The sequence below is a fragment of the Streptomyces sp. NBC_01294 genome, from assembly GCF_035917235.1.
Classification (GTDB): Bacteria; Actinomycetota; Actinomycetes; order Streptomycetales; family Streptomycetaceae; genus Streptomyces; species Streptomyces caledonius.
In genome coordinates, this window is sequence record NZ_CP108423.1 from 5,623,644 (window position 1) to 5,643,366 (window position 19,723).

The following is a 19,723-nucleotide window of genomic DNA, read 5'->3' on the forward strand; positions in this document are numbered from 1 at the left end:
TCCCCCGGACCTTCGCGCACACGAGCGTCAACGCAGCGGTTCGGCGGCCGTCACCTGGCGGTGCGCCAGTTCCGCCAGCCGCGCCTGACCGTCCTTGCCCGGATGGAACCAGTCCCAGTGGCTCAACTGCTCCGCCGCGAAGGGGTACTGGAACACCGCGCCGCCGTCGTAGCGGCACAGCGCGTCCTTCCCGCAGACCTCGCGCAGCACCTCGTTGTACTCGACCACCCGCGCCCGCACCTGCTCGCGCCGGGCCGTCGCCCCCGTGGTGGCGGACAGCGGGTCGGCCAGCATCGACTGACAGATGCCCAGCTTCCAGATCTGCCGGACCATCGGGAGGTCCTTGCCCTGCTCCCACAGCCGTTGGAGGTCCGGCACGCTGGAGACGTACACCTGGGAGGCGGGCGAGGCGGCCCGCAGATCCGCGAGAGCCTTCTCGAATCCGGTCCGGAAGTCCGCCACCGGCGTCATCGAGGAAGCCGTCGGCCGGCAGGCGTCGTTCGAGCCCACCATCACCGTGACCAGGTCGGGCTTGTGCGCGGCGGCCGACGCCAGCTGGCCCGGCAGGTCCGCCATCCGTGAGCCGGTCACCGCGTAGTTCCAGCTGCGGGCGGGCGCCTCGGCGTCCCCGAGCAGCCGGGTGGCCAGCGAGCGGACGGCGGGGTCGTTCCCGGTGGCCCAGGAGGCCTCGGGGCAGTCGGCCAGCACCGAACAGGCGTCGAAACCACGTGTGATGGAGTCGCCCACGGCCGCGATCGAGGCGGGCGCCGTGTTCCACCGCGGCGCAGCCTGCGCCCCGCGCTCCCCCCGGTCGCCCGACCCGCCCGAGCTGCACCCGGTCACGGCCCCGGCCAACAGCACGACCGCCGTGCCCGCGCCCGCGAGAGTACGGCGCGCGCGGCGGCGCGGAGCGGTGGTGCGCATCGGAAGGAAGCCTCCTTGCGGCCCCCGCATCGTTCGGGGGGTCCTGGTGAGTGAAAGCTCTGTGATTACGGGCCTTGGAGCGACCGTACGTCACACCATGACCCCTGGCGCACGGTAGCTTTTTCCCGTGGCGTTTCGGCCGCAGGTCCCGTAGCGCAATGTCAAATAATTTCCGTTACATTGCATCACGTCACATACTGTCCGTTTTCTGGAGTTTATTCCCGACCTCGTCCACCACTGGAGGTCCCGGTGACGACACGTGGAGTTCTGTACGTGCATTCCGCACCGCGCGCGCTCTGCCCGCACGTGGAATGGGCTGTTGCGGGCGTGCTCGGGGTGCGGGTGAACCTCGACTGGATCAGGCAGCCCGCCTCCCCGGGCACCTGGAGAGCCGAGTTCTCCTGGCAGGCCGAAGCGGGCACCGCCTCGAAACTCGCCTCCGCACTGCGCGGCTGGCACCTCCTGCGCTTCGAGGTGACCGCGGAGCCCTGTCCGAACGCCGAGGGCGAGCGCTACAGCTCCACCCCGGAGCTCGGCATCTTCCACGCCGTCACCGGCATGCACGGCGACATCCTGATCCCGGAGGACCGGCTGCGCGCCGCCCTCGCCCGGTCCGCACGCGGCGAGACCGACCTGGAGGCGGAGATCGCCAAACTGCTCGGCAAGCCCTGGGACGACGAACTGGAACCCTTCCGCTACGCGGGCGAGGGCGCACCCGTCCGCTGGCTTCACCAGGTGGTCTGAGCGCTCAGGTCCCGTCCTCCCGTACGCCGTACACGTGAAGGGCCCCGCACGGCGACTGCCGTGCGGGGCCCTTCACGTGGTACGGGATCAGACGCTGCGGAACGCCAGGGTGACGTTGTGACCGCCGAAGCCGAAGGAGTTGTTGATCGCGGAGATCGGGCCGTCGGCCGGCAGCTTGCGGGGCTCGCCGCGCACGATGTCCGCGTCGATGTCGTCGTCGAGCTCGTCGATGTTGATCGTCGGCGGGGCCAGCCGGTGGTAGAGCGCCAGCACGGTCGCGACGGTCTCGATGCCGCCGGCGCCGCCCAGCAGGTGACCGGTCATCGACTTCGTCGCGGAGATCGCGATGTGGTCGAGGTCGTCGCCCAGGACCTTGCGCAGGGCCTTCAGCTCGGCCGTGTCACCCTGCGGGGTGGACGTGGCGTGCGCGTTCACGTGGACCAGCTCGGCCGGGTCGAGACCCGTGTTGTCGAGCAGGTTCTGCACCGCTGCCGCGACACCGCGACCGGTCGGCTCCGGCTGTGCGATGTGGTGGCTGTCCGCGGACAGACCCTGGCCCAGCACCTCGCAGTAGACCCGGGCGCCACGCGCGGCGGCGTGCTCGGCGGACTCCAGGATCACGACTCCCGCGCCCTCGCCCAGGACGAAGCCGTCACGGGCCTTGTCGTACGGGCGCGACGCCTGCTCGGGGTTCTCGTTGTTCTTGGACATCGCCATCATGTTGGCGAACGCGGCGATCGGCAGCGGGTGGATCGCCGCCTCGGTGCCGCCCGCGACGACCACGTCGGCGCGGCCGGTACGGATCATCTCGACGGCGTAGCCGATGGCCTCGGCGCCGGATGCGCAGGCGCTCACCGGAGTGTGCACGCCCGCCTGGGCGTTGACCTCCAGGCCGACGTTGGCCGACGGGCCGTTCGGCATGAGCATGGGGACGGTGTGCGGGGAGACCCGGCGCACACCCTTTTCCTTCAGTACGTCGTACTGGTCGAGCAGAGTGGTGACACCGCCGATGCCGGAGGCGATCACGGTGCCCAGGCGCTCGGGCGCGATGGACGCGTCCTCGCCCGCCGGGGCGGTGTAGCCGGCGTCGGCCCACGCCTCGCGGGCCGCGATGACGGCGAACTGCGCCGAGCGGTCCAGCTTGCGGGCCAGCGGTCGGGCCAGGACCTCGCTGGGGTCCACGGCGGCCGGGGCGGCGATGCGTACCGGGAGTTCGGCGAAGCGCTCACCCTCGAGGGGCTTTACGCCGGAACGGCCGGCAAGCAGACCTTCCCAGGTCGAAGCGCTGTCGCCACCCAGCGGAGTGGTTGCGCCGATACCGGTGACGACCACGGTGCGATTGGTCGGGCTCACAGGAATTCTTTCTCCACGTCTCAGGGGGTGCTGAATTGTCACGGCGCCACCGCCAGGTGGCGACAAACGCTCGTCAGGCTCAGGCCTGGTGCTTGAGGATGTAGTCCGCGGCGTCGCCGACCGTCTTGAGGTTCTTGACGTCCTCGTCCGGGATCTTGACGTCGAAGCGCTCTTCGGCGGCGACGACGACCTCGACCATGGACAGGGAGTCGACGTCGAGGTCGTCGGTGAACGACTTCTCGATCTGGACGTCCTCGGTCGGGATACCGGCGATCTCGTTGACGATCTCCGCGAGACCCTCGACGATCTCTTCCTGCGTGGCGGCCATGTGGCGCTCCTTCTCTGGGTAACGGGGTGGTGCGGACCGGGATGTGGATCCAGGCCCTAGGGGAGGGTAACGACCGTCGCGGCGTAGACGAGTCCCGCCCCGAAGCCGATGACGAGCGCGGTGTCGCCGCTCTTCGCCGCTCCGGTCGCCAGGAGCCGCTCCATAGCGAGCGGGATCGAGGCGGCCGAGGTGTTGCCGGTGGTCTCCACGTCCCGGGCGACCGTGACGTGTTCCGGCAGCTTCAGAGTCTTCACCATCGAGTCGATGATCCGCATGTTTGCCTGGTGCGGAATGAAGACGTCCAGGTCGTCCGCGGTGATCCCGGCGGCGTCGAGCGCCTGCTGGGCCACCTTGGCCATCTCGAAGACGGCCCAGCGGAAGACCGCCTGGCCCTCCTGCGTGATGGCCGGGAACTTCTCGCCGCCGCTCTTGCCGAGGTACTCGTCCCACGGCACGGTCTGCTTGATCGTGTCGGACTTGTCGCCCTCCGAACCCCACACCGTGGGGCCGATGGCCGGCTCGTCCGAGGGGCCGACGACCACGGCGCCGGCGCCGTCGCCGAACAGGAAGGCCGTCGCGCGGTCCTCCAGGTCCGTCAGGTCCGAGAGCCGCTCCACGCCGATGACGAGGACGTACTGCGCCGAACCCTCCACGACCATGCCCTTGGCCAGGGTCAGACCGTAGCCGAAGCCGGCACAGCCCGCGGAGATGTCGAAGGCGGCGGGCTTGACCGCGCCGATCCGGTGCGCGATCTCGGTCGCGACGGCCGGGGTCTGCTTGAAGTGCGAGACCGTCGAGACGATCACGGCACCGATCTGCTCCGGGCCGACACCGGCATCCGCGAGCGCCTTCCCCGAGGCCTCCACCGACATCGCGGCGACGGTCTCCTGGGGCGAGGCCCAGTGACGGGTCGCGATGCCGGAGCGGGAACGGATCCACTCGTCGGACGAGTCGATGGTCTCGAGGATGACCTCGTTGGGCACCACGCGGATCGGACGGTAGCCGCCGACGCCGAGGATGCGGGCGTACGGGGAGCCCTTGGACGGCTTGATCTTGGACATGCTGTGTGGGCTCCTTCTCTCAGGCCGTCAGTTCGGCCATGAGCGCCGCGGCCTTGTCGAGATCGTCCGGGGTCTTCAGAGCCACGCTCGGTACGCCCTTCAGCGCGCGCTTGGCCAGACCCGTCAGGGTGCCGCCGGGGCAGAGCTCGATCATCCCCGTGACGCCCAGCTCGGCGAACGTCTCCATGCACAGGTCCCAGCGGACCGGGTTCGCGACCTGGCCGACCAGGCGGGCGACGACGTCGGCGCCCGTGGTGACGACAAGGCCGTCCTTGTTCGAGACGTACTTCAGCGCCGGGTCCGCCGGGGAGAGGGCCTCGGCGGCCTTCTCCAGCGTGGCGACCGCGGGAGCCATGTGGTGCGTGTGGAAGGCGCCCGCGACCTTGAGGGCGACGACCTTCATGGAGCCTTCGGGCTTGTCGGCCTGGAGGGCTTCGATCTGTTCGACGGTGCCGGCGGCCACGATCTGGCCCGCACCGTTGATGTTGGCCGGGGTGAGGCCCAGCTTCTCCAGGTGCGCGACGACGACGTCGCGCTCGCCGCCGAGGACCGCGGCCATGCCGGTCTCGGTGACGGCGGCGGCCTCGGCCATGCCCAGGCCGCGGGTCCGGACGAACGACAGCGCGTCGGCCTCGGACAGGACGCCGGCATAGGCGGCGGCGGTGATCTCGCCGACGCTGTGGCCCGCCACGGCGCCGAAGGCCGAGGAGGAACCCAGTGCCGAGGCGGACAGCAGGCCCGCGGCGACCAGCAGGGGCTGGGCCACGGCCGTGTCGCGGATCTCGTCGGCGTCAGCGTGCGTGCCGTAATGGGCAAGGTCCAGCCCGATGGCGTCCGACCAGGCGGCGACGCGGTCAGCGGCGCCGGGAAGGTCGAGCCAGGGAGTCAGGAAGCCGGGCGTCTGAGCGCCTTGGCCGGGAGCGACGAGTACGAGCACCCTCACACTCTCTCTTGTGGATGGTCCCTGCCGCCCGTGGGGACAGGGACGAAGAACCGTCGGGGTAATTGTTGATGTCCGACAAAAGTCTAGGACTGCGGATCGCCGTCGGCCAGACGCCCCAGAATCAGGGCGATCCGCAGCGTGAACGCCGAGCGGACATCTGACGGCGACCATCCGGTGACGTCGGTCACACGTCGGAGCCGGTAGCGCACCGTGTTGGGGTGCACGAACAGCATCCGTGCCGCCCCTTCGAGGCTGCTCGCCTGCTCCAGGTAGACGCTGAGGGTTTCCAGCAGCGCCGACCCGGCCTCTTCGAGCGGTCTGTAGATCTCCTCCACCAGTTGTTCCCTGGCGGCGGGATCGGAGGCGATCGCGCGTTCCGGCAGGAGATCGTCCGCCAGGACCGGCCGCGGAGCATCCTGCCACGCCGTGCAGGCCTTCAGGCCCGCCGCCGCGGCCTGCGCGGACTTCGTCGCGTTCAGCAGGTCGGACACCACCGGGCCGGCCACCACCGGACCGGCCGCGAACGGCCCGATCAGGGACTTCGCGACCTGCATCGGGTTGTCGCTGCCGCCCGCGATGACGACCAGACGGTCCCCGAGCACCCCGGTGAGGACCTGGAGCTTGTGGTGGCGGGCCGCGCGCCGGATCGCCTCGACCGTCAGCTCGCTGTCCCCCTCCGGCGCGGTGCCGAGCACCACGCACACGTGCTCCGGGGAGTTCCAGCCCAGCGCCGCCGCCCGGGACAGGGCACCCTCGTCGGCCTCGCCGGACAGCACCGCGTTGACGACCAGGGACTCCAGCCGGGCGTCCCACGCGCCGCGCGCCTCGGCGGCCTGCGCGTACACCTGGGCGGTCGCGAAGGCGATCTCCCGGGCGTACACCAGCAGCGCCTCGCGCAGGATCGACTCGTCGCCCGGCGCCGCCACCTCCTCGATCGCGGTCTCCATGACCTCGATCGTGGTGCGGACCATCTCGACGGTCTGCCGCAGGGTGATCGCCCGGGTCAGCTCGCGCGGAGCCGTCCCGAAGACGTCGGTCGAGATCGCCTGCGGGGTCTCCGGGTGCCGGAACCACTCCGTGAACGCGGCGATGCCGGCCTGTGCGACCAGGCCGATCCACGACCGGTTCTCGGGTGGCATCGCCCGGTACCACGGCAGGGTCTCGTCCATGCGCGCGATCGCGTTGGCCGCGAGCCGCCCGGAGGACTTCTCCAGTCGGCGCAGCGTCGCGGAGTGCGGATGGGCGGGAGCGGGATGCGCGGGATGTGTGGCGGGCGAATGCTCACGTTCGGGTTGGGGCACGGGACAAGACTGCCTTATCGGGAAGGCTGCGCGGAGTCCGGTCCCGTGTCCGGTCCCGTGTCCGGCCCGTGTCCGGCCCGCGCCCGGTCCCACGGCTGGGGCTACCGTGGCCCCATGATTGATGTACGCCGCGGACCCGACCGCTACGAGGGCGGGGACCCGGCCGCCGGGATCGCGACCCGGCACGCCTTCTCCTTCGGGTCCTTCTACGACCCGGACAATCTGCGCTTCGGACCCGTCCTCGCCTGCAACGAGGAGACCCTCGCCCGCGGCGCCGGCTTCGACGAGCACCCGCACAGCCACACCGAGCTCGTGACCTGGGTGGTCGAGGGCGAACTCACCCACCAGGACAGCACTGGGGAGAAGAGCGTCGTCCGGGCCGGGGACCTCCAGCGGCTCAGCGCCGGATCCGGCGCGCGGCACGTGGAGCGCAACGACGGCGACGGGCGGCTGCGCTTCGTGCAGATGTGGCTCGCGCCCCTCGCCGCGGGCGGCGAGCCCTCGTACGAGGTGGTCCGGGGCCTGTCCGACAGCACGTCCTACGAGGTTCCGGAGGCCGGCGCCGTGCTGCACGTCCGGCGGCCCGGTGCGGGCGAGCGGGTCGCCGTACCGGCGGCGGACCGGGTCTACCTGCACGTGGTACGCGGGGACCTGCGCCTGGACGGGGCGGAGCTGGGCCCCGGGGACTCGGTGCGGATCACCGCCGAGCGGGAGCTGGAGATCACCGCCGGGTCCCCGGGGGAGCTGCTGATCTGGGAGTTCGTTTCCTAGCTTCCTGGCTTCTCGGCTTTCTGGCGCGGGGCCAGCTCGGCCAGTACCGCGTCCGTGAAGGGGGTCCAGGCCGCGACGGCCCACGGGCCGAAGGCGCGGTCCGTCAGCGCCACGCACGCGGCGCGCGCGTCCGGGTCCACCCACAGGAAGGTGCCGGCCTGGCCGAAGTGGCCGAAGGCGCGGGGTGAGGACGTGGTGCCCGTCCAGTGCGGGGACTTGCCGTCGCGGATCTCCAGGCCGAGCCCCCAGTCGTTGGGGGACTGGTGCCCGTACCCCGGCAGGACGCCCTTGAGCCCGGGGTGGACGACGGAGGTGGCCGCGGCGACCGTGCGGACGTCGAGCAGCCGGGGCGCCTGCAGTTCGGCGGCGAACCGCAGCAGGTCGGCGACGGTGGACACGCCGTCCTTGGCGGGCGAGCCGTCCAGGGTGGTCGAGGTCATGCCCAGCGGCTCGAACACCGCCTGGTGCACGTATTCCGCGAAGGCGATGCCGGTGGCCTTGGCGATGTGATCGCCGAGCACCTCGAAGCCGGCGTTCGAGTACAGCCGGCGCTCTCCGGGCGGGGCCGACACGCGGTGCTCGTCGAAGGCCAGGCCGCTGGTGTGCGCGAGCAGGTGACGGACCGTCGACCCCTCGGGCCCGGCCGGCTCGTCCAGCTCGATCGCCCCCTCCTCGTACGCGACGAGGGCGGCGTACGCGGCGAGCGGCTTGGTGACCGAGGCCAGCGCGAAGCGGTGGTCGAGGGGCCCGTGGGAGCCGGCCAGGCTCCCGTCGGCGCGTACGACGGCCGCCGCGGCGGTCGGCACCGGCCAGGTCTCGATGATCCGCAGGCTTTCCATGCCGTTGCCGGGTTCCATGCTCTCCATGCGGCCGAGCCTACTTGCTTGGAGTGCACTCAAGGGTTTTAGCGTGGGTCCATGAGCCAGAGCCTGACGCAGACGCGGTACACGATCAGCGAGGTCGAGGCCCGGACCGGTCTGACCCAGCACACGCTGCGCTGGTACGAGCGGATCGGACTGATGCCGCACGTGGACCGCTCCCACTCGGGACAGCGGCGCTTCACCGACAAGGACCTCGACTGGCTCGCCTTCGTCGGCAAGCTGCGCAGCACCGGGATGTCGGTGGCGGACATGGTCCGCTACGCCGAACTGGTCCGCGAGGGCGAGCACACCGTCGGGGAGCGCCGCGAGCTGCTGGAACGGACGCGCCGCGACGTTCGGGCGCGGATCACGGAGCTCACGGACGCGCTCGGCGTACTGGACTACAAGATCGACACGTATGCGATGAAGACGGTCGCGGGGAAGGCACACCGATGACGGAGCACGACACCACCCACACCACCTCCACCTCCACGCACAGCACCCCCACCCTCGGACGGGTCGAACTGGGCAAGGGCGGCCCGCTGGTCGGCGTCCAGGGCCTCGGCTGCATGGGCATGAGCGAGTTCTACGGGGACACCGACGAGGTGGCCGCCCGGCAGACCCTGGACGCGGCGCTGACCGCGGGCGTCACCCTGTTCGACACCGCGGACGTCTACGGGCGGGGGCGCAACGAGGAGTTCCTGGCTCCGTTCGTGGCCGCCCACCGCGACGAGATCACCCTGGCGACGAAGTTCGCCATAGAGCGCAACGACGACCCCGACTACCGGGCCGTCCGCAACGACCGCGCGTACCTGCGCCGGGCCGTCGAGGGCAGTCTGCGCCGCCTCGGCGTGGACGTCATCGACCTCTACTACATGCACCGGCGCGACCCGGCCGTGCCGCTCGCCGAGTCGGTCGGCGCCATGGCGGAGCTGGTGCGCGAGGGCAAGGTGCGCCACCTCGGGCTCAGCGAGGTCACCGGCGCGGAGCTGCGCGAGGCGCACGCCGTACACCCGGTCGCGGCCCTCCAGTCGGAGTGGTCGCTCTTCAGCCGGAACGTGGAGCGCAGCGCAGTGAGTGCGGCGGCCGAGCTGGGCGTGGCCCTCGTGCCCTACTCCCCGCTGGGCCGGGGCTTCCTGACCGGGTCCTTCGCGGACGCGTCCGCGGAGCTGCCGCAGGACGACTTCCGCCGCCACCAGCCGCGGTTCACCGGCGACAACGCCAAGACCAACGCGGCGCTGCTGGCCCCGGTCCGGGAGATCGCGCGGGAGCTCGGGGCCACCCCGGCGCAGGTGGCGCTGGCCTGGGTGCAGCAGCGGGCGCGGGTGCACGGGCTGACCGTGGTCCCGATCCCGGGCACCCGCAGGCCCGGACGCCTGCGCGAGAACACCGCGGCGACCCGGATCACGCTGACGCCGGCGCAGCTGGCCCTGCTGGAGCCGATCGCCGCCCAGGTGGCGGGGGACCGCTACCCGGACATGACCTTCACCTCGGAGGCGCGGGAGGCGCGGGAGGCGTAGCCGCGCGCCTCACGGGTGCCGTGTGCGCAGGACCGCGAAGGCGGCCCAGAGGGCGAGGGCGGCCAGGGCGATGACCACGGCCGTCTCGATGGACTGGGTCGGCCAGTAGTGCGAGGCCGGGTGGTACTCGACGTACCACCCGGTCGCGTTCATTTCATCGGGACACGCGCCGAGGTGGTGGGACCTCTCGAAGCAGGTCCCCTCGGGCAGGCGCCTGCCCGAGGCCGTGATGAGTCCGGCGTCCATCAGGAGGCCGTCGCGCACGATCGGCTGCCTCTCGGACAGCGGCCCGGTCACGGTCAGCGCGGGCAGGAAGGACCACCGCACGGCGCCGAGCAGTGCCATCACCAGGCCGGTGACGAGCCCGGTGACCGCCATGGCGACGAGCGTGCGCCGTACGAGCTGGCCGACGAGGGCCCCGACGGCCACGCCCAGGAGGCAGTACGCGACGGCCACCGTGCCGGTCGACTCGTACGGTCCCCGGTCCGCCCAGGAGAACTGCCACGTGCCGTCGAGCGGGGCCCAGCCGAGGCGGTAGACCCCGACCAGGGCGGCCGAGCAGGCCACCGCCGCCACCGCGGCCACCGTGATCTTCGAGGCCAGCCAGGCCCTGGGCGTCGAGGACTGCGTCAGGGCGAGGCGGTAGGTGCCGCTCTCCAGTTCGCGGGCGACCATCGGCCCGGCGACGAAGGCCCCCACCAGCAGGGGCAGGAGCAGGATCCCGGTGCCGGCGAGGTCCATCGCGGACCGCAACGGGCCGTCCGGGCTGCCCGGGTAGAGGTCCGCCCCGTGGACCGCGAACCAGCGCAGCGCGATCACGCCGGCCAGGCTCGCCGCGACGACGGCGGGCAGCACCCACAGGGCGCGCCGGTGCTGGCGGACGGTGACCCAGCGCGGTCCCTTCAGCGTCAGCGTGCTCATGCCCCCACCGCCTCGGCGGCGACCGGACCGATGGTGAGGGCCGGGGCCTCGGGGGAGCGCAGGTGGGCGAGCAGGAGTTCCTCCAGGGACGGGTGGGCCGCCTGCCAGGTGGCCGTGTCGACCGGGCCGTGCAGCCGTGCGAGCGCGGTGAGCTGGCGGCCCGTCGTGCGCGACTCGACGACGGTGTGCGCCGTGAGATCGGGGGCGGCCGCGGCGGGTCCGGTGAGCAGGTGGTGGGCCGCGACGATGTCGTCGACGGGGCCGGAGAGGCGGATCCGGCCGCCGTCGACGAGCAGCAGGTGGTCGCAGGAGCCCTCCAGCTCGGTGAGGATGTGCGAGGACATCACCACGGACGTGCCGTTGTCGGCGGCGTCGGCCATCAGCAGCCCCATGAGCCGGTGCCGGGCGAGCGGGTCGAGGTCGGCCATCGGCTCGTCCAGCAGGAGCAGGCAGGGGCGCTTTCCGAGGGCGAGGGCCAGGGCGACGCGGGTGCGCTGGCCGCCCGAGAGGGACCGGATCCGGGCGCCGCCGTCGAATCCGCCCTCCTCGACGATCCGCGCCGCGGTCGTCGCGTCCCAGCGGCCCGGGTTGAGCTCGCGGCCCATGCGCAGGGTCTCGTCGACGGTCAGCTGCGGGTAGAGGGGCTTGTCCTGGCCCACGTAGGCCGTCTCTTCGCGCGGCGGCGCGGCGACGGTTCCCTCGGTCGGCCGGAGCAGCCCCGCCGCGAGCGCCAGCAGGGTCGACTTGCCCGCCCCGTTGGGGCCGACGAGCGCGCAGACCCGGTGGGCGGGCAGCCGGAAGGAACAGTCGCGCAGTGCCCAGCCGCGCCGCCGTCCGTAGCGCACGCCCAGCCCTGAGGCCTCGATCACCGGATGGTCCGTCACGCGTCGTCCCCCTTGAAGTATTGGTCCAGTACGGAAGTGAAGAGCGCGGCCACGTCGTCCCGTTCCAGCCCTGCGGCGCTCGCGCGCCGTGCCCAGTCGGCCAGTTCCCCGCGCAGGGGCGAGTCGGCCGGTGAGCCGCCCAGGGACCTGCGTACGAAGGTGCCCATGCCCCGCCGGGCCTCGACGAGGCCCTCGCGTTCCAGCTCCCGGTAGGCCTTGAGGACCGTGTTCGGGTTGATGGCCGTCGCCTCGACGACCTCGCGGGCGGTGGGCAGCTTGTCGCCCGGTTCGAGCAGTCCCAGGCGCAGGGCCTGTTTCGTCTGGTGGACGATCTGCAGGTAGGTGGCCATGCCGCTGCGCCGGTCGATGCGGTATTCCAGCACGTGCAGCACCCTTTCACTAGTCAAGTAGTGAAAGGGTGCTGCACGGAACGGACGGTGTCAACGGGGGCCGCCGTCCGGCGTGTTGGCAGGGCCTCCAGGGCCTCCAGTGCCCTAGCGGGACTCGGCCCGGAAGCGGTCCAGCAGTGCCTCGTACTCGGCGTCCGTGAGGAGTCCCGCGCTGTGCAGTTCGCCCAGGTGCCGCAACCGGTCGCTGCCGGTGCGCGCCGCCGGGACGGAGCCCACGGCGGCGACCTGTGTGCTGACCTGCGGGGTGACCTGGGCGGCGACCTCGCCGCGGCCCCGCACGGCGGCGAGAACGGCCGCGGCGAACGGCAGCGACTCGTGCACCGCCCCGTAGCCCACGCCGAAGACGGCCGCGGCCAGGTCGTGGTCGGGACGGGGGTCGGCGGGGGTCTGCCGGGGCTCCCGCAGCAGCAGCCGCAGGTGGCCGCCGGGGCCCGCCGGGGAGTTCCACTCGACGCCGGCGAGGGCGGCCAGCGGGAAACGCTGGTCACCCGCCTTCCACTTGGTGCCGGTGGCGCCGGTGCGCGACCAGTGGAAGGTGATCGCCGCGCCGTCGAAGGCCACCCGGGCGTCGTACGCCTTCAGCTGGACCGGCGGCCGCGGTACGTCGACCAGGAAGCGCGCGGCCGGCTCGGCGGCATCCGGCCCGAGCCGGGAGCGCAGCGCCTCGGCGAACGCGGCGGCGTGCGGCGCCCGCTCACCCGGCAGCACCAGCCGGTACGGGTCGGCGCTCTCCTTCAGCTGCCCGGCGGCGGCCTCCATCAGCGGATCCGCGCCCACCCGCGGGGCGGCGCGCAGCACCACCGTGTCCCGCTTCCCGGCGGTCACGGTCACCGCGGACACCGCTTCGAGGGGGATCCGGCGCGAGCCCAGGGCATGGAAAAGTCTGGGCGTCCTCGGCGTTCTTATCCCCCGTGCGAAGCGGATGAGCACCGAGTCCGAGTCGAACTCCCAGACGGCATGGTTTCCGGCCAGTACGTCACCCATGCGGCACATCGTAAAGGGAGGGGCCCCCGCACGTCCCCCTCGACGAGGGGCCCGTTTTCCGAGCCTCTACGCGCGTCAGTCCTGCTCCGCCCCGGAAATTCCACGCCGGCAGGCGTCGTCCCCGGTCGCGCACACAACGGAAGAGAACGCACCGGTTCCGATTTTGGCGAAGTTGTCCACCGAGTCGGTTCCTGGCGCGAAGTAGCCGGTGTGACTCCGGGCCCGGGCCGAGGACAGCAGCCGCGCGCCGAACTCCGGCGACACCGGATCGGCGCCGTGGCCCACCCCGCCGACCTCCAGGTGCGGCACGTCCGCGATCCAGTCGCCCTCGTCGCGCGTCGCCCAGACCCGCGCCGAGGTGTGCAGCCCTTCGACGCTCGAAGTGCGCATCCCGGGGCTGCCCGCCACCACCACGTCCGTCACCCGGTCCGGCAGCTCGCGCGCGGCGACCCCGCACACCACCGATCCGTAGCTGTGGCAGAACAGCGCCACGCTCGCGTCCCCGGGCAGGGCGGCCGCCAGGGACTTCAGCCGGACGGCGCCGTCGAAGGCCATGCGGCCGGTGGCGGCGTCCATGCCGACCCCGGCGGGCGCGGTGTAGCCGGCCCAGGCGATGACCGCCGTCCGCCGCTCGGGGGCGGCCGCGCGCTGGGCCTCGTACAGGGACTCGGCCATGCCGACGGGGGAGGTCAGGCGGCGCTGGGTGCGCTCGAAGGTGACCAGGTCGGTGTCGACGCCCGGGACGATCACCGAGATCCGCTCGGCCCGGTCGAGGTCGCCGAAGACCTCGGCCACGCGGCCGCCGCCGGTCGGGTCGAAGGCGAGGATCCGCCGCTCGGGCTCGGTGAGCGAGGCGAAGCGGTGGGAGCGGCGGGTGGCCGCCTCCCGGTCGGCCGGGGTCAGGGCGACGTCGTGGCTGCGGGCCTCCTCGACCCGGCGGGCCTGCTGCAGACCCCGCAGGTTGGCCCGGTAGCGGATGGCGGCGGGAGCCCCGTCGAGGTTGCCGACGACGAGGGGGTAGCCGTCGGCGAGCCGGGCCTGCTGGGCGCCGTCGAGGCTCGCGAAGAAGCGGGCCACCGTCCGTACGGGAGCGTCCGCGTCCGGCACCGGGCGGCCGTCGATCCGGGCCTTGGCCCAGGCGGCGAGGGCGGTCGCCCGCAGTGGGGTGCCCCCCTCGGGCCGGTGCACGGCCGTCCAGCCGGTGGTCGCCAGCATGACGAAGACGACCGCCAGCGCGAGCAGGGTGCGCAGGGCGGCGGGGCGCGGGTCGGCGCCGGGGGCGGTGGGGTGGGCAAAGCCGGGCAGATTCACTGAGACCAGCGTAGGAGACCGATTCCGGCCGTGGCGCGCCGGGTGACGGGGCTCACGGCCGACCGTGGGACCCCGCTGGACCGGACGGGGGCGTCGCGACGGCTGGGTCGATCACGCCGCAGAGCACGCTCCCGGCGCGGTGCGCGCACGTCGGTTACGGGGCTTCGCGCCAGCTCGCGGCCAGTGCCGGGCCGATCCGGTCGAGGTACGCCTCCGTCAGCCGCCGGATCGCCTCCACGCTGGAGTCCTCGCCCTGCCCCCAGAGCCGCCCCGTGACCCGCATCACGCCGCAGAACGCGGCGACGGCCACCCGCGGCCGCGGATCGGCGTCCACGTCCAGGCACTCCCGGGCGGCGATCAGCCGGGAGATCCGCTCCTCCAGCTCGGTGGAGCGCCGCAGGTGCACGGCGAGCAGGGCCGGCGTGGACTCGATCAACCGGTAGCTGCGCATGTAGAGGTCGACGGTGACCACCTCGGACAGGGCCTCCTCGACGGTGTCCCATGCGGCGAGCACGGCTCCCCGCATGGCCCCGAGCGGGCCCTCGGCGGCCGGCCGGGCGTGCAGCTCGGCGACGAAGTGCGACTCGACCAGGTCCTGGACGGCGAAGACGACCTCTTCCTTGTTGGCGAAGTAGCGGAAGAAGGTGCGCTGGGACACGCCCACGGCGTCGGTGATCTCGTCGACGGTGGTCCGCTCGTACCCCTGGGAGATGAACAGCCGCAGGGCGGCGCGCAGCAGTGCGTCCCGGGTGCGCCGCTTCTTGCGTTCGCGCAGTCCGGCTGCGGGCGCGGGCGCGGTCGGCGCCGCGCGCTCGTCGGTCCTCACCACGGGGCTCCCTTCTGAGGCCGAGTGGGCGGTCAGAGTACCCGTGACCGGCGGGGCGAAGACCGCTTTGTTGGGCCGTTTGCGACGTGCGCGTCGCCGTCCTCGGCGCGTTCGTGCGACAGGTCGCGCGTGACACGTTCGGGTCGGGCCCGGCCGGCGCCCGGAACTCGCCGGTCCGCGCCCGGACTCCCGCCGGTCCGCCCCGGACCCTTGCCGGGGCGGGCGCGGGCTGCTGCCGGGGCGGGCGCGGGCCCCGTGCCCGGCCTCCCGGAGGGGTCAACTCCGTGCGTACGACGGCCCCGCCGGACGGTTCCCGCGGGGCTGTCGCCTATCAGGGTGGACCCGCCCGCGGCCCCTTCCGCCGGCCCGTCGCCGCAGGTCAGCGTGGTGCGTGCGGAGCCCCGGAAGCAGTCCGGGCGCCCGCCGTCCACAAGGAGTTGACCCGTCATGCGTACGTGTGGAACCACCCGCGTCACCACCACCCTGGCCGCGACCGTCCTGGCCCTGACCGCCCTCATCCCGAGTACGGCCACCACGGCCCACGCCGCGGGCCCGCCGACCCTCGGGGCCTGCGCGACCGGGCAGCTGTGCCTGTGGGCGAAACCGGACTTCAAGGGCGCCCGGCAGACCCACGAGCTGAGCACCCTGGACATCAACAGCTGCACCGCGCTGCCGGCCGGGACCAGCGCCCAGTCCCTCACCAACCGCACCGGCCGCCCGGTGACCACCTACCAGTCGGCGGAGTGCGCGGAGACCGGCGAGTTCCAGACCTATCCGGGCGACGGGGTCTGGCTGCCCCAGTCGCCCTACCAGGTGCGGGCGTTCAAGGTGTGGGAGAGGTAGCCGCCCGCTGCGCCGGGGCGCCCGGCCGGTCGGCCGTGGCCGTGGCCGTGGGCGTGGGCGTGGTCGCAATCGAGTCCGCGACCGCGACCGCTTCCGGGTCCGCGGCTGCCGCCGGTGCGCCGCCCAGCCGGGCGACCTCGCCGCGCAGCGCCCGTACCTCCGCCTGGAGCTCCCGGATGGCCGCCAGCTGGAGCCGCTCCGCCTGGTCGTCGCGCTCGAAGCGGGAGATGAACCAGGCGGCGATGTTGGCGGTCACCACACCGAGCAGGGCGATCCCGGACAGCATCAGACCGACCGCCAGGACCCGGCCGAGGCCGGTGGTGGGCGAGTGGTCGCCGTACCCGACCGTCGTCATCGTGGTGAAGGACCACCACACGGCGTCGCCCAGGTTCTTGATGTTCCCGTCCGGGGCGTCCCGCTCCACGCTGAGCACCGCCAGCGAGCCGAACATCAGCAGTCCGACGACGGCCCCGGCCACGTACGTCGTCAGCTGGATCTGCGGGGCCATCCGGGCCCGCCGGCCCACCAGCATCAAGGTGGCGACCAAGCGCAGCAGCCGCAGCGGCTGCACCAGCGGCAGCACCACGGCGGCCAGGTCCAGCCAGTGGGTCCGTACGAAGTGCCGGCGGTCCGTCGTGAGGACCAGCCGGACCAGGTAGTCGGCGGCGAAGGCCCCCCACACCAGCCACTCCACGTAGGTGCAGGCCCGGTGAACGGCCCCGCTCGCGTCGGGGGCGACGATGGGCACGGCGTACGCCACGGCGAAGGCCACGGCGAGGAGGAGCAGCGGGGTCTGGCTCCGCCGCTCCCACAGCAGCTGGCGGGAGGGTTCCTTCATGTCCAGCATCGTAAGGAACGGATAAAACACAGGTGACCCCTGGCCCTGCCAGGGGTCACCTCACGCCTCGGGCGCTACGCGTCGCCGCCCGCCGCGCCCGGGTCGGCCGCCGCCACGTCCAGCAGCTGGTACCGGTCGATCGCCTGCTTCAGCACCGAGCGGTCGACCTTCCCCTGCCTGGCGAGCTCGGTGAGCGTCGCCAGGACCACCGACTGCGGGTCGATGTGGAAGAAGCGCCGGGCCGCACCGCGCGTGTCCGCGAAGCCGAAGCCGTCCGCGCCCAGCGAGGTGTACGCGCCGGGCACCCACCGCGAGATCTGGTCCGGAACCGCCCGCATCCAGTCCGAGACCGCCACGAACGGCCCCTCCCCGCCCGACAGCTTGCGCGTCACGTACGGGACGCGCTGCTCCTCCTCCGGGTGGAGCAGGTTGTGCTCCTCCACCGCGACCGCCTCGCGCCGCAGCTCGTTCCAGGAGGTCGCCGACCAGACGTCCGCCCGGACGTTCCACTCGTCGGCCAGGATCCGCTGCGCCTCCAGCGCCCACGGCACCGCCACGCCGGAGGCCAGGAGCTGCGCGCCGATGGCGCCCGAGGTCCCCTGGGAGACCCGGTGGATGCCGTTGAGGATGCCGTCCACGTCGACGTCCGCCGGTTCGGCCGGGTGCTGGATCGGCTCGTTGTAGACGGTCAGGTAGTAGAAGACGTCCTCGGCGTCGGGCCCGTACATGCGCCGCAGCCCGTCCTTGACGATGTGCGCGATCTCGTAGCCGTAGGCCGGGTCGTACGCCACGCACCCCGGGTTCGTCGACGCCAGCAGCTGGGAGTGACCGTCGGCGTGCTGCAGGCCCTCACCCGTGAGGGTGGTCCGCCCGGCGGTCGCGCCGAGGACGAAACCGCGCGCGAGCTGGTCGGCCATCTGCCAGAACTGGTCACCCGTACGCTGGAAACCGAACATCGAGTAGAAGACGTAGACCGGGATCAGCGGCTCGCCGTGCGTCGCGTACGCCGAACCCGCGGCGATCAGCGAGGCCGTGCAGCCCGCCTCCGAGATGCCGTCGTGCAGCATCTGGCCCGTCGGCGACTCCTTGTACGCGAGCAGCAGGTCGCGGTCGACCGCCTCGTACTGCTGGCCCAGCGGGTTGTAGATCTTGGCGCTCGGGAAGAACGCGTCCATGCCGAAGGTGCGGTACTCGTCGGGCGCGATCAGCACGAAGCGCCTGCCGATCTCCTTGTCCCGCATCAGGTCCTTCAGGATGCGGACGAAGGCCATCGTGGTGGCGATCGACTGCTGGCCCGAGCCCTTCCTGGCCCCCGCGTAGGCGCTGTCGCCCGGCAGCTGCAGCGGCTTCGCGCGCACCACGCGGGTCGGCACGTACCCGCCCAGCGCGCTGCGCTGGTCGTGCATGTACTGGATCTCGGGCGAGTCCGGGCCCGGGTGGTAGTACGGCGGGGCGCCGCTCTCCAGCTGCGCGTCCGTGATCGGGATGTGCAGGCGGTCGCGGAAGCGCTTGAGGTCGTCGACCGTCAGCTTCTTCATCTGGTGCGTCGCGTTGCGGCCCTCGAAGTTCGGGCCGAGCGTCCAGCCCTTGACCGTCTGCGCCAGGATCACCGTCGGCTGGCCCTTGTGGGCCTTGGCCGCCGCGTACGCCGCGTAGACCTTCTTGTGGTCGTGACCGCCGCGGCCCAGGTGCTGGATCTGCTGGTCGGTCATGTTCTCGACCATCGCGCGCAGCCGCTGGTCGTCCCCGAAGAAGTGGTCCCGGATGTACGCGCCCGATTCGGTGGCGTACGTCTGGAACTGCCCGTCGGGGGTGGTGTTCATCTTGTTGACCAGGATGCCGTCGCGGTCCTGGGCCAGCAGCGGGTCCCAGGAGCGGTCCCAGATCAGCTTGATGACGTTCCAGCCGGCGCCGCGGAACTGCGACTCCAGCTCCTGGATGATCTTGCCGTTGCCGCGCACCGGGCCGTCGAGGCGCTGGAGGTTGCAGTTCACGACGAAGGTCAGGTTGTCCAGGCCCTCGCGGGCGGCGATCGACAGCTGGCCGAGCGACTCCGGCTCGTCCATCTCGCCGTCGCCGAGATACGCCCAAACGTGGGACTTGGAGGTGTCCGCGATGCCGCGCGCCTCCATGTACCGGTTCATCCGCGCCTGGTAGATCGCACCGAGCGGACCGAGGCCCATCGAGACGGTCGGGAACTCCCAGAAGTCCGGCATCAACCGCGGGTGCGGGTAGCTGGAAAGGCCGTACGGGGCCTTCGACTTCTCCTGCCGGAACGCGTCGAGCTGCTGCTCGGTGAGCCGGTCCAGGAGGTAGGCGCGGGCGTAGATGCCGGGGGACGCGTGGCCCTGGAAGAAGATCTGGTCGCCGCCGTCGCCCTCGTCCTTGCCCCGGAAGAAGTGGTTGAAGCCCACGTCGTAGAGGGAGGCGGAGGAGGCGAACGTGGCGATGTGGCCGCCGACGCCGATCCCGGGCCGCTGGGCGCGCGAGACCATGACGGCCGCGTTCCACCGGGTGGCGTTGAGGACCTTGCGCTCGATCTCCTCGTTGCCGGGGAAGAACGGCTCGTCCTTGGTGGCGATCGTGTTGACGTAGTCCGAGCTGCGCATCTCGGGCACGGCCACGCGCTTCTCGCGGGCCCGCTCGATCAGCCGCAGCATGAGGTAGCGGGCGCGTTCACGGCCCCGCTCGTCGACCGCGGCGTCCAGGGAGTCGAGCCACTCCTGCGTCTCCTCCGGATCGAAGTCCGGGACCTGACTCGGCAGGCCGCCAATGATGATCGGATTGCGATCGGATGCGGAAGCCACGCTGTTCCTTCGCTGTCGGGGGAGTCGTGCCTTGGGGTTCGCCGCCTCCCATGGTCTTACGCTCGGCCGAAATCGTCATCCGTACCACTGGGTA

General features: G+C 72.2%; 20 protein-coding genes. 5 read left to right on the forward strand and 15 right to left on the reverse strand.

The annotated features are described in order from the left end of the window. Window positions 1-27 precede the first annotated feature (27 nt). Window positions 28-924, reverse strand: coding sequence for an SGNH/GDSL hydrolase family protein (locus tag OG534_RS25375; protein WP_326590967.1), 897 nt, complete (start codon window positions 922-924; stop codon window positions 28-30). Window positions 925-1,173: 249 nt separating this feature from the next. Between OG534_RS25375 and OG534_RS25380 the strand changes: the two genes are divergently transcribed. Further along, the gene (locus tag OG534_RS25380) at window positions 1,174-1,668 is read left to right on the forward strand and encodes a DUF3145 domain-containing protein (protein WP_052875531.1); all 495 of its coding nucleotides are present in this window, start codon (window positions 1,174-1,176) and stop codon (window positions 1,666-1,668) included. Window positions 1,669-1,755: 87 nt separating this feature from the next. On the opposite strand, the gene fabF is transcribed toward OG534_RS25380, so the two are convergent. From fabF to OG534_RS25405, 5 genes are all read right to left on the reverse strand, one after another. Beyond that, window positions 1,756-3,021 (reverse strand): beta-ketoacyl-ACP synthase II, encoded by a 1,266-nt coding sequence (fabF, locus tag OG534_RS25385; protein WP_326590968.1) that lies wholly within the window; start codon window positions 3,019-3,021, stop codon window positions 1,756-1,758. 79 nt (window positions 3,022-3,100) lie between these two features. Continuing rightward, window positions 3,101-3,349, reverse strand: a complete 249-nt coding sequence (locus tag OG534_RS25390; protein WP_326590969.1) for an acyl carrier protein — start codon at window positions 3,347-3,349, stop codon at window positions 3,101-3,103. 56 nt (window positions 3,350-3,405) lie between these two features. After that, the gene (locus OG534_RS25395) at window positions 3,406-4,410 is read right to left on the reverse strand and encodes a ketoacyl-ACP synthase III (RefSeq protein WP_326590970.1); all 1,005 of its coding nucleotides are present in this window, start codon (window positions 4,408-4,410) and stop codon (window positions 3,406-3,408) included. 19 nt (window positions 4,411-4,429) lie between these two features. Beyond that, window positions 4,430-5,347, reverse strand: a complete 918-nt coding sequence (locus OG534_RS25400; protein WP_326590971.1) for an ACP S-malonyltransferase — start codon at window positions 5,345-5,347, stop codon at window positions 4,430-4,432. 89 nt (window positions 5,348-5,436) lie between these two features. Next, complete coding sequence (locus tag OG534_RS25405) at window positions 5,437-6,654, reverse strand: PucR family transcriptional regulator (protein ID WP_326590972.1); 1,218 nt, start codon at window positions 6,652-6,654, stop codon at window positions 5,437-5,439. A gap of 114 nt (window positions 6,655-6,768) precedes the next feature. Here OG534_RS25405 and OG534_RS25410 point away from each other — a divergent pair, with 114 nt between their 5' ends. After that, window positions 6,769-7,425, forward strand: coding sequence for a pirin family protein (locus OG534_RS25410; protein ID WP_326590973.1), 657 nt, complete (start codon window positions 6,769-6,771; stop codon window positions 7,423-7,425). Here OG534_RS25410 and OG534_RS25415 read toward each other — a convergent pair. Beyond that, window positions 7,422-8,264 (reverse strand): serine hydrolase domain-containing protein, encoded by an 843-nt coding sequence (locus OG534_RS25415; RefSeq protein ID WP_326593827.1) that lies wholly within the window; start codon window positions 8,262-8,264, stop codon window positions 7,422-7,424. The genes OG534_RS25410 and OG534_RS25415 overlap by 4 nt on opposite strands. A gap of 78 nt (window positions 8,265-8,342) precedes the next feature. Here OG534_RS25415 and OG534_RS25420 point away from each other — a divergent pair, with 78 nt between their 5' ends. After that, a complete protein-coding gene (locus OG534_RS25420; protein WP_326590974.1) occupies window positions 8,343-8,741 on the forward strand; it encodes a MerR family transcriptional regulator in 399 nt (132 codons plus the stop codon). Beyond that, a complete protein-coding gene (locus OG534_RS25425) occupies window positions 8,738-9,805 on the forward strand; it encodes an aldo/keto reductase (RefSeq protein WP_326590975.1) in 1,068 nt (355 codons plus the stop codon). The genes OG534_RS25420 and OG534_RS25425 overlap by 4 nt, the downstream gene beginning before the upstream one ends. Before the next feature lie 9 nt (window positions 9,806-9,814). Here OG534_RS25425 and OG534_RS25430 read toward each other — a convergent pair whose 3' ends face one another. The 6 genes from OG534_RS25430 to OG534_RS25455 all read right to left on the reverse strand — a co-directional run bounded on the left by OG534_RS25430 (window position 9,815) and on the right by OG534_RS25455 (window position 15,141). After that, complete coding sequence (locus OG534_RS25430; protein WP_326590976.1) at window positions 9,815-10,726, reverse strand: ABC transporter permease; 912 nt, start codon at window positions 10,724-10,726, stop codon at window positions 9,815-9,817. Further along, window positions 10,723-11,610 carry an ABC transporter ATP-binding protein gene (locus tag OG534_RS25435; RefSeq protein WP_326590977.1) on the reverse strand — a complete coding sequence of 296 codons (888 nt, stop codon included), beginning with the start codon at window positions 11,608-11,610 and terminating at the stop codon, window positions 10,723-10,725. Before OG534_RS25435 ends, OG534_RS25430 begins: the two co-directional genes overlap by 4 nt. Further along, the gene (locus OG534_RS25440) at window positions 11,607-11,993 is read right to left on the reverse strand and encodes a GntR family transcriptional regulator (protein ID WP_326593829.1); all 387 of its coding nucleotides are present in this window, start codon (window positions 11,991-11,993) and stop codon (window positions 11,607-11,609) included. The genes OG534_RS25435 and OG534_RS25440 overlap by 4 nt, the downstream gene beginning before the upstream one ends. A 111-nt stretch (window positions 11,994-12,104) precedes the next feature. Continuing rightward, a complete protein-coding gene (locus tag OG534_RS25445; RefSeq protein WP_326590978.1) occupies window positions 12,105-13,004 on the reverse strand; it encodes a DUF4429 domain-containing protein in 900 nt (299 codons plus the stop codon). A gap of 75 nt (window positions 13,005-13,079) precedes the next feature. Next, window positions 13,080-14,309, reverse strand: a complete 1,230-nt coding sequence (locus tag OG534_RS25450; protein ID WP_326593831.1) for an alpha/beta hydrolase — start codon at window positions 14,307-14,309, stop codon at window positions 13,080-13,082. A gap of 160 nt (window positions 14,310-14,469) precedes the next feature. Next, window positions 14,470-15,141: a TetR/AcrR family transcriptional regulator gene (locus OG534_RS25455; RefSeq protein WP_326590979.1), complete on the reverse strand. Its 672-nt coding sequence runs from the start codon at window positions 15,139-15,141 to the stop codon at window positions 14,470-14,472. Window positions 15,142-15,588: 447 nt separating this feature from the next. On the opposite strand from OG534_RS25455, the gene OG534_RS25460 reads away from it, so the two are divergent. Continuing rightward, a complete protein-coding gene (locus OG534_RS25460; protein ID WP_326590980.1) occupies window positions 15,589-15,984 on the forward strand; it encodes a peptidase inhibitor family I36 protein in 396 nt (131 codons plus the stop codon). On the opposite strand, the gene OG534_RS25465 is transcribed toward OG534_RS25460, so the two are convergent. Together OG534_RS25465 and aceE are read right to left on the reverse strand one after the other, a co-directional pair. After that, on the reverse strand, window positions 15,965-16,822 hold the full coding sequence (locus tag OG534_RS25465) for a potassium channel family protein (RefSeq protein ID WP_326590981.1): 858 nt from the start codon (window positions 16,820-16,822) through the stop codon (window positions 15,965-15,967). The two genes, OG534_RS25460 and OG534_RS25465, sit on opposite strands and share 20 nt — an antisense overlap. A gap of 74 nt (window positions 16,823-16,896) precedes the next feature. Beyond that, a complete protein-coding gene (gene aceE / locus OG534_RS25470) occupies window positions 16,897-19,629 on the reverse strand; it encodes a pyruvate dehydrogenase (acetyl-transferring), homodimeric type (RefSeq protein WP_326590982.1) in 2,733 nt (910 codons plus the stop codon). Window positions 19,630-19,723: the final 94 nt, after the last annotated feature.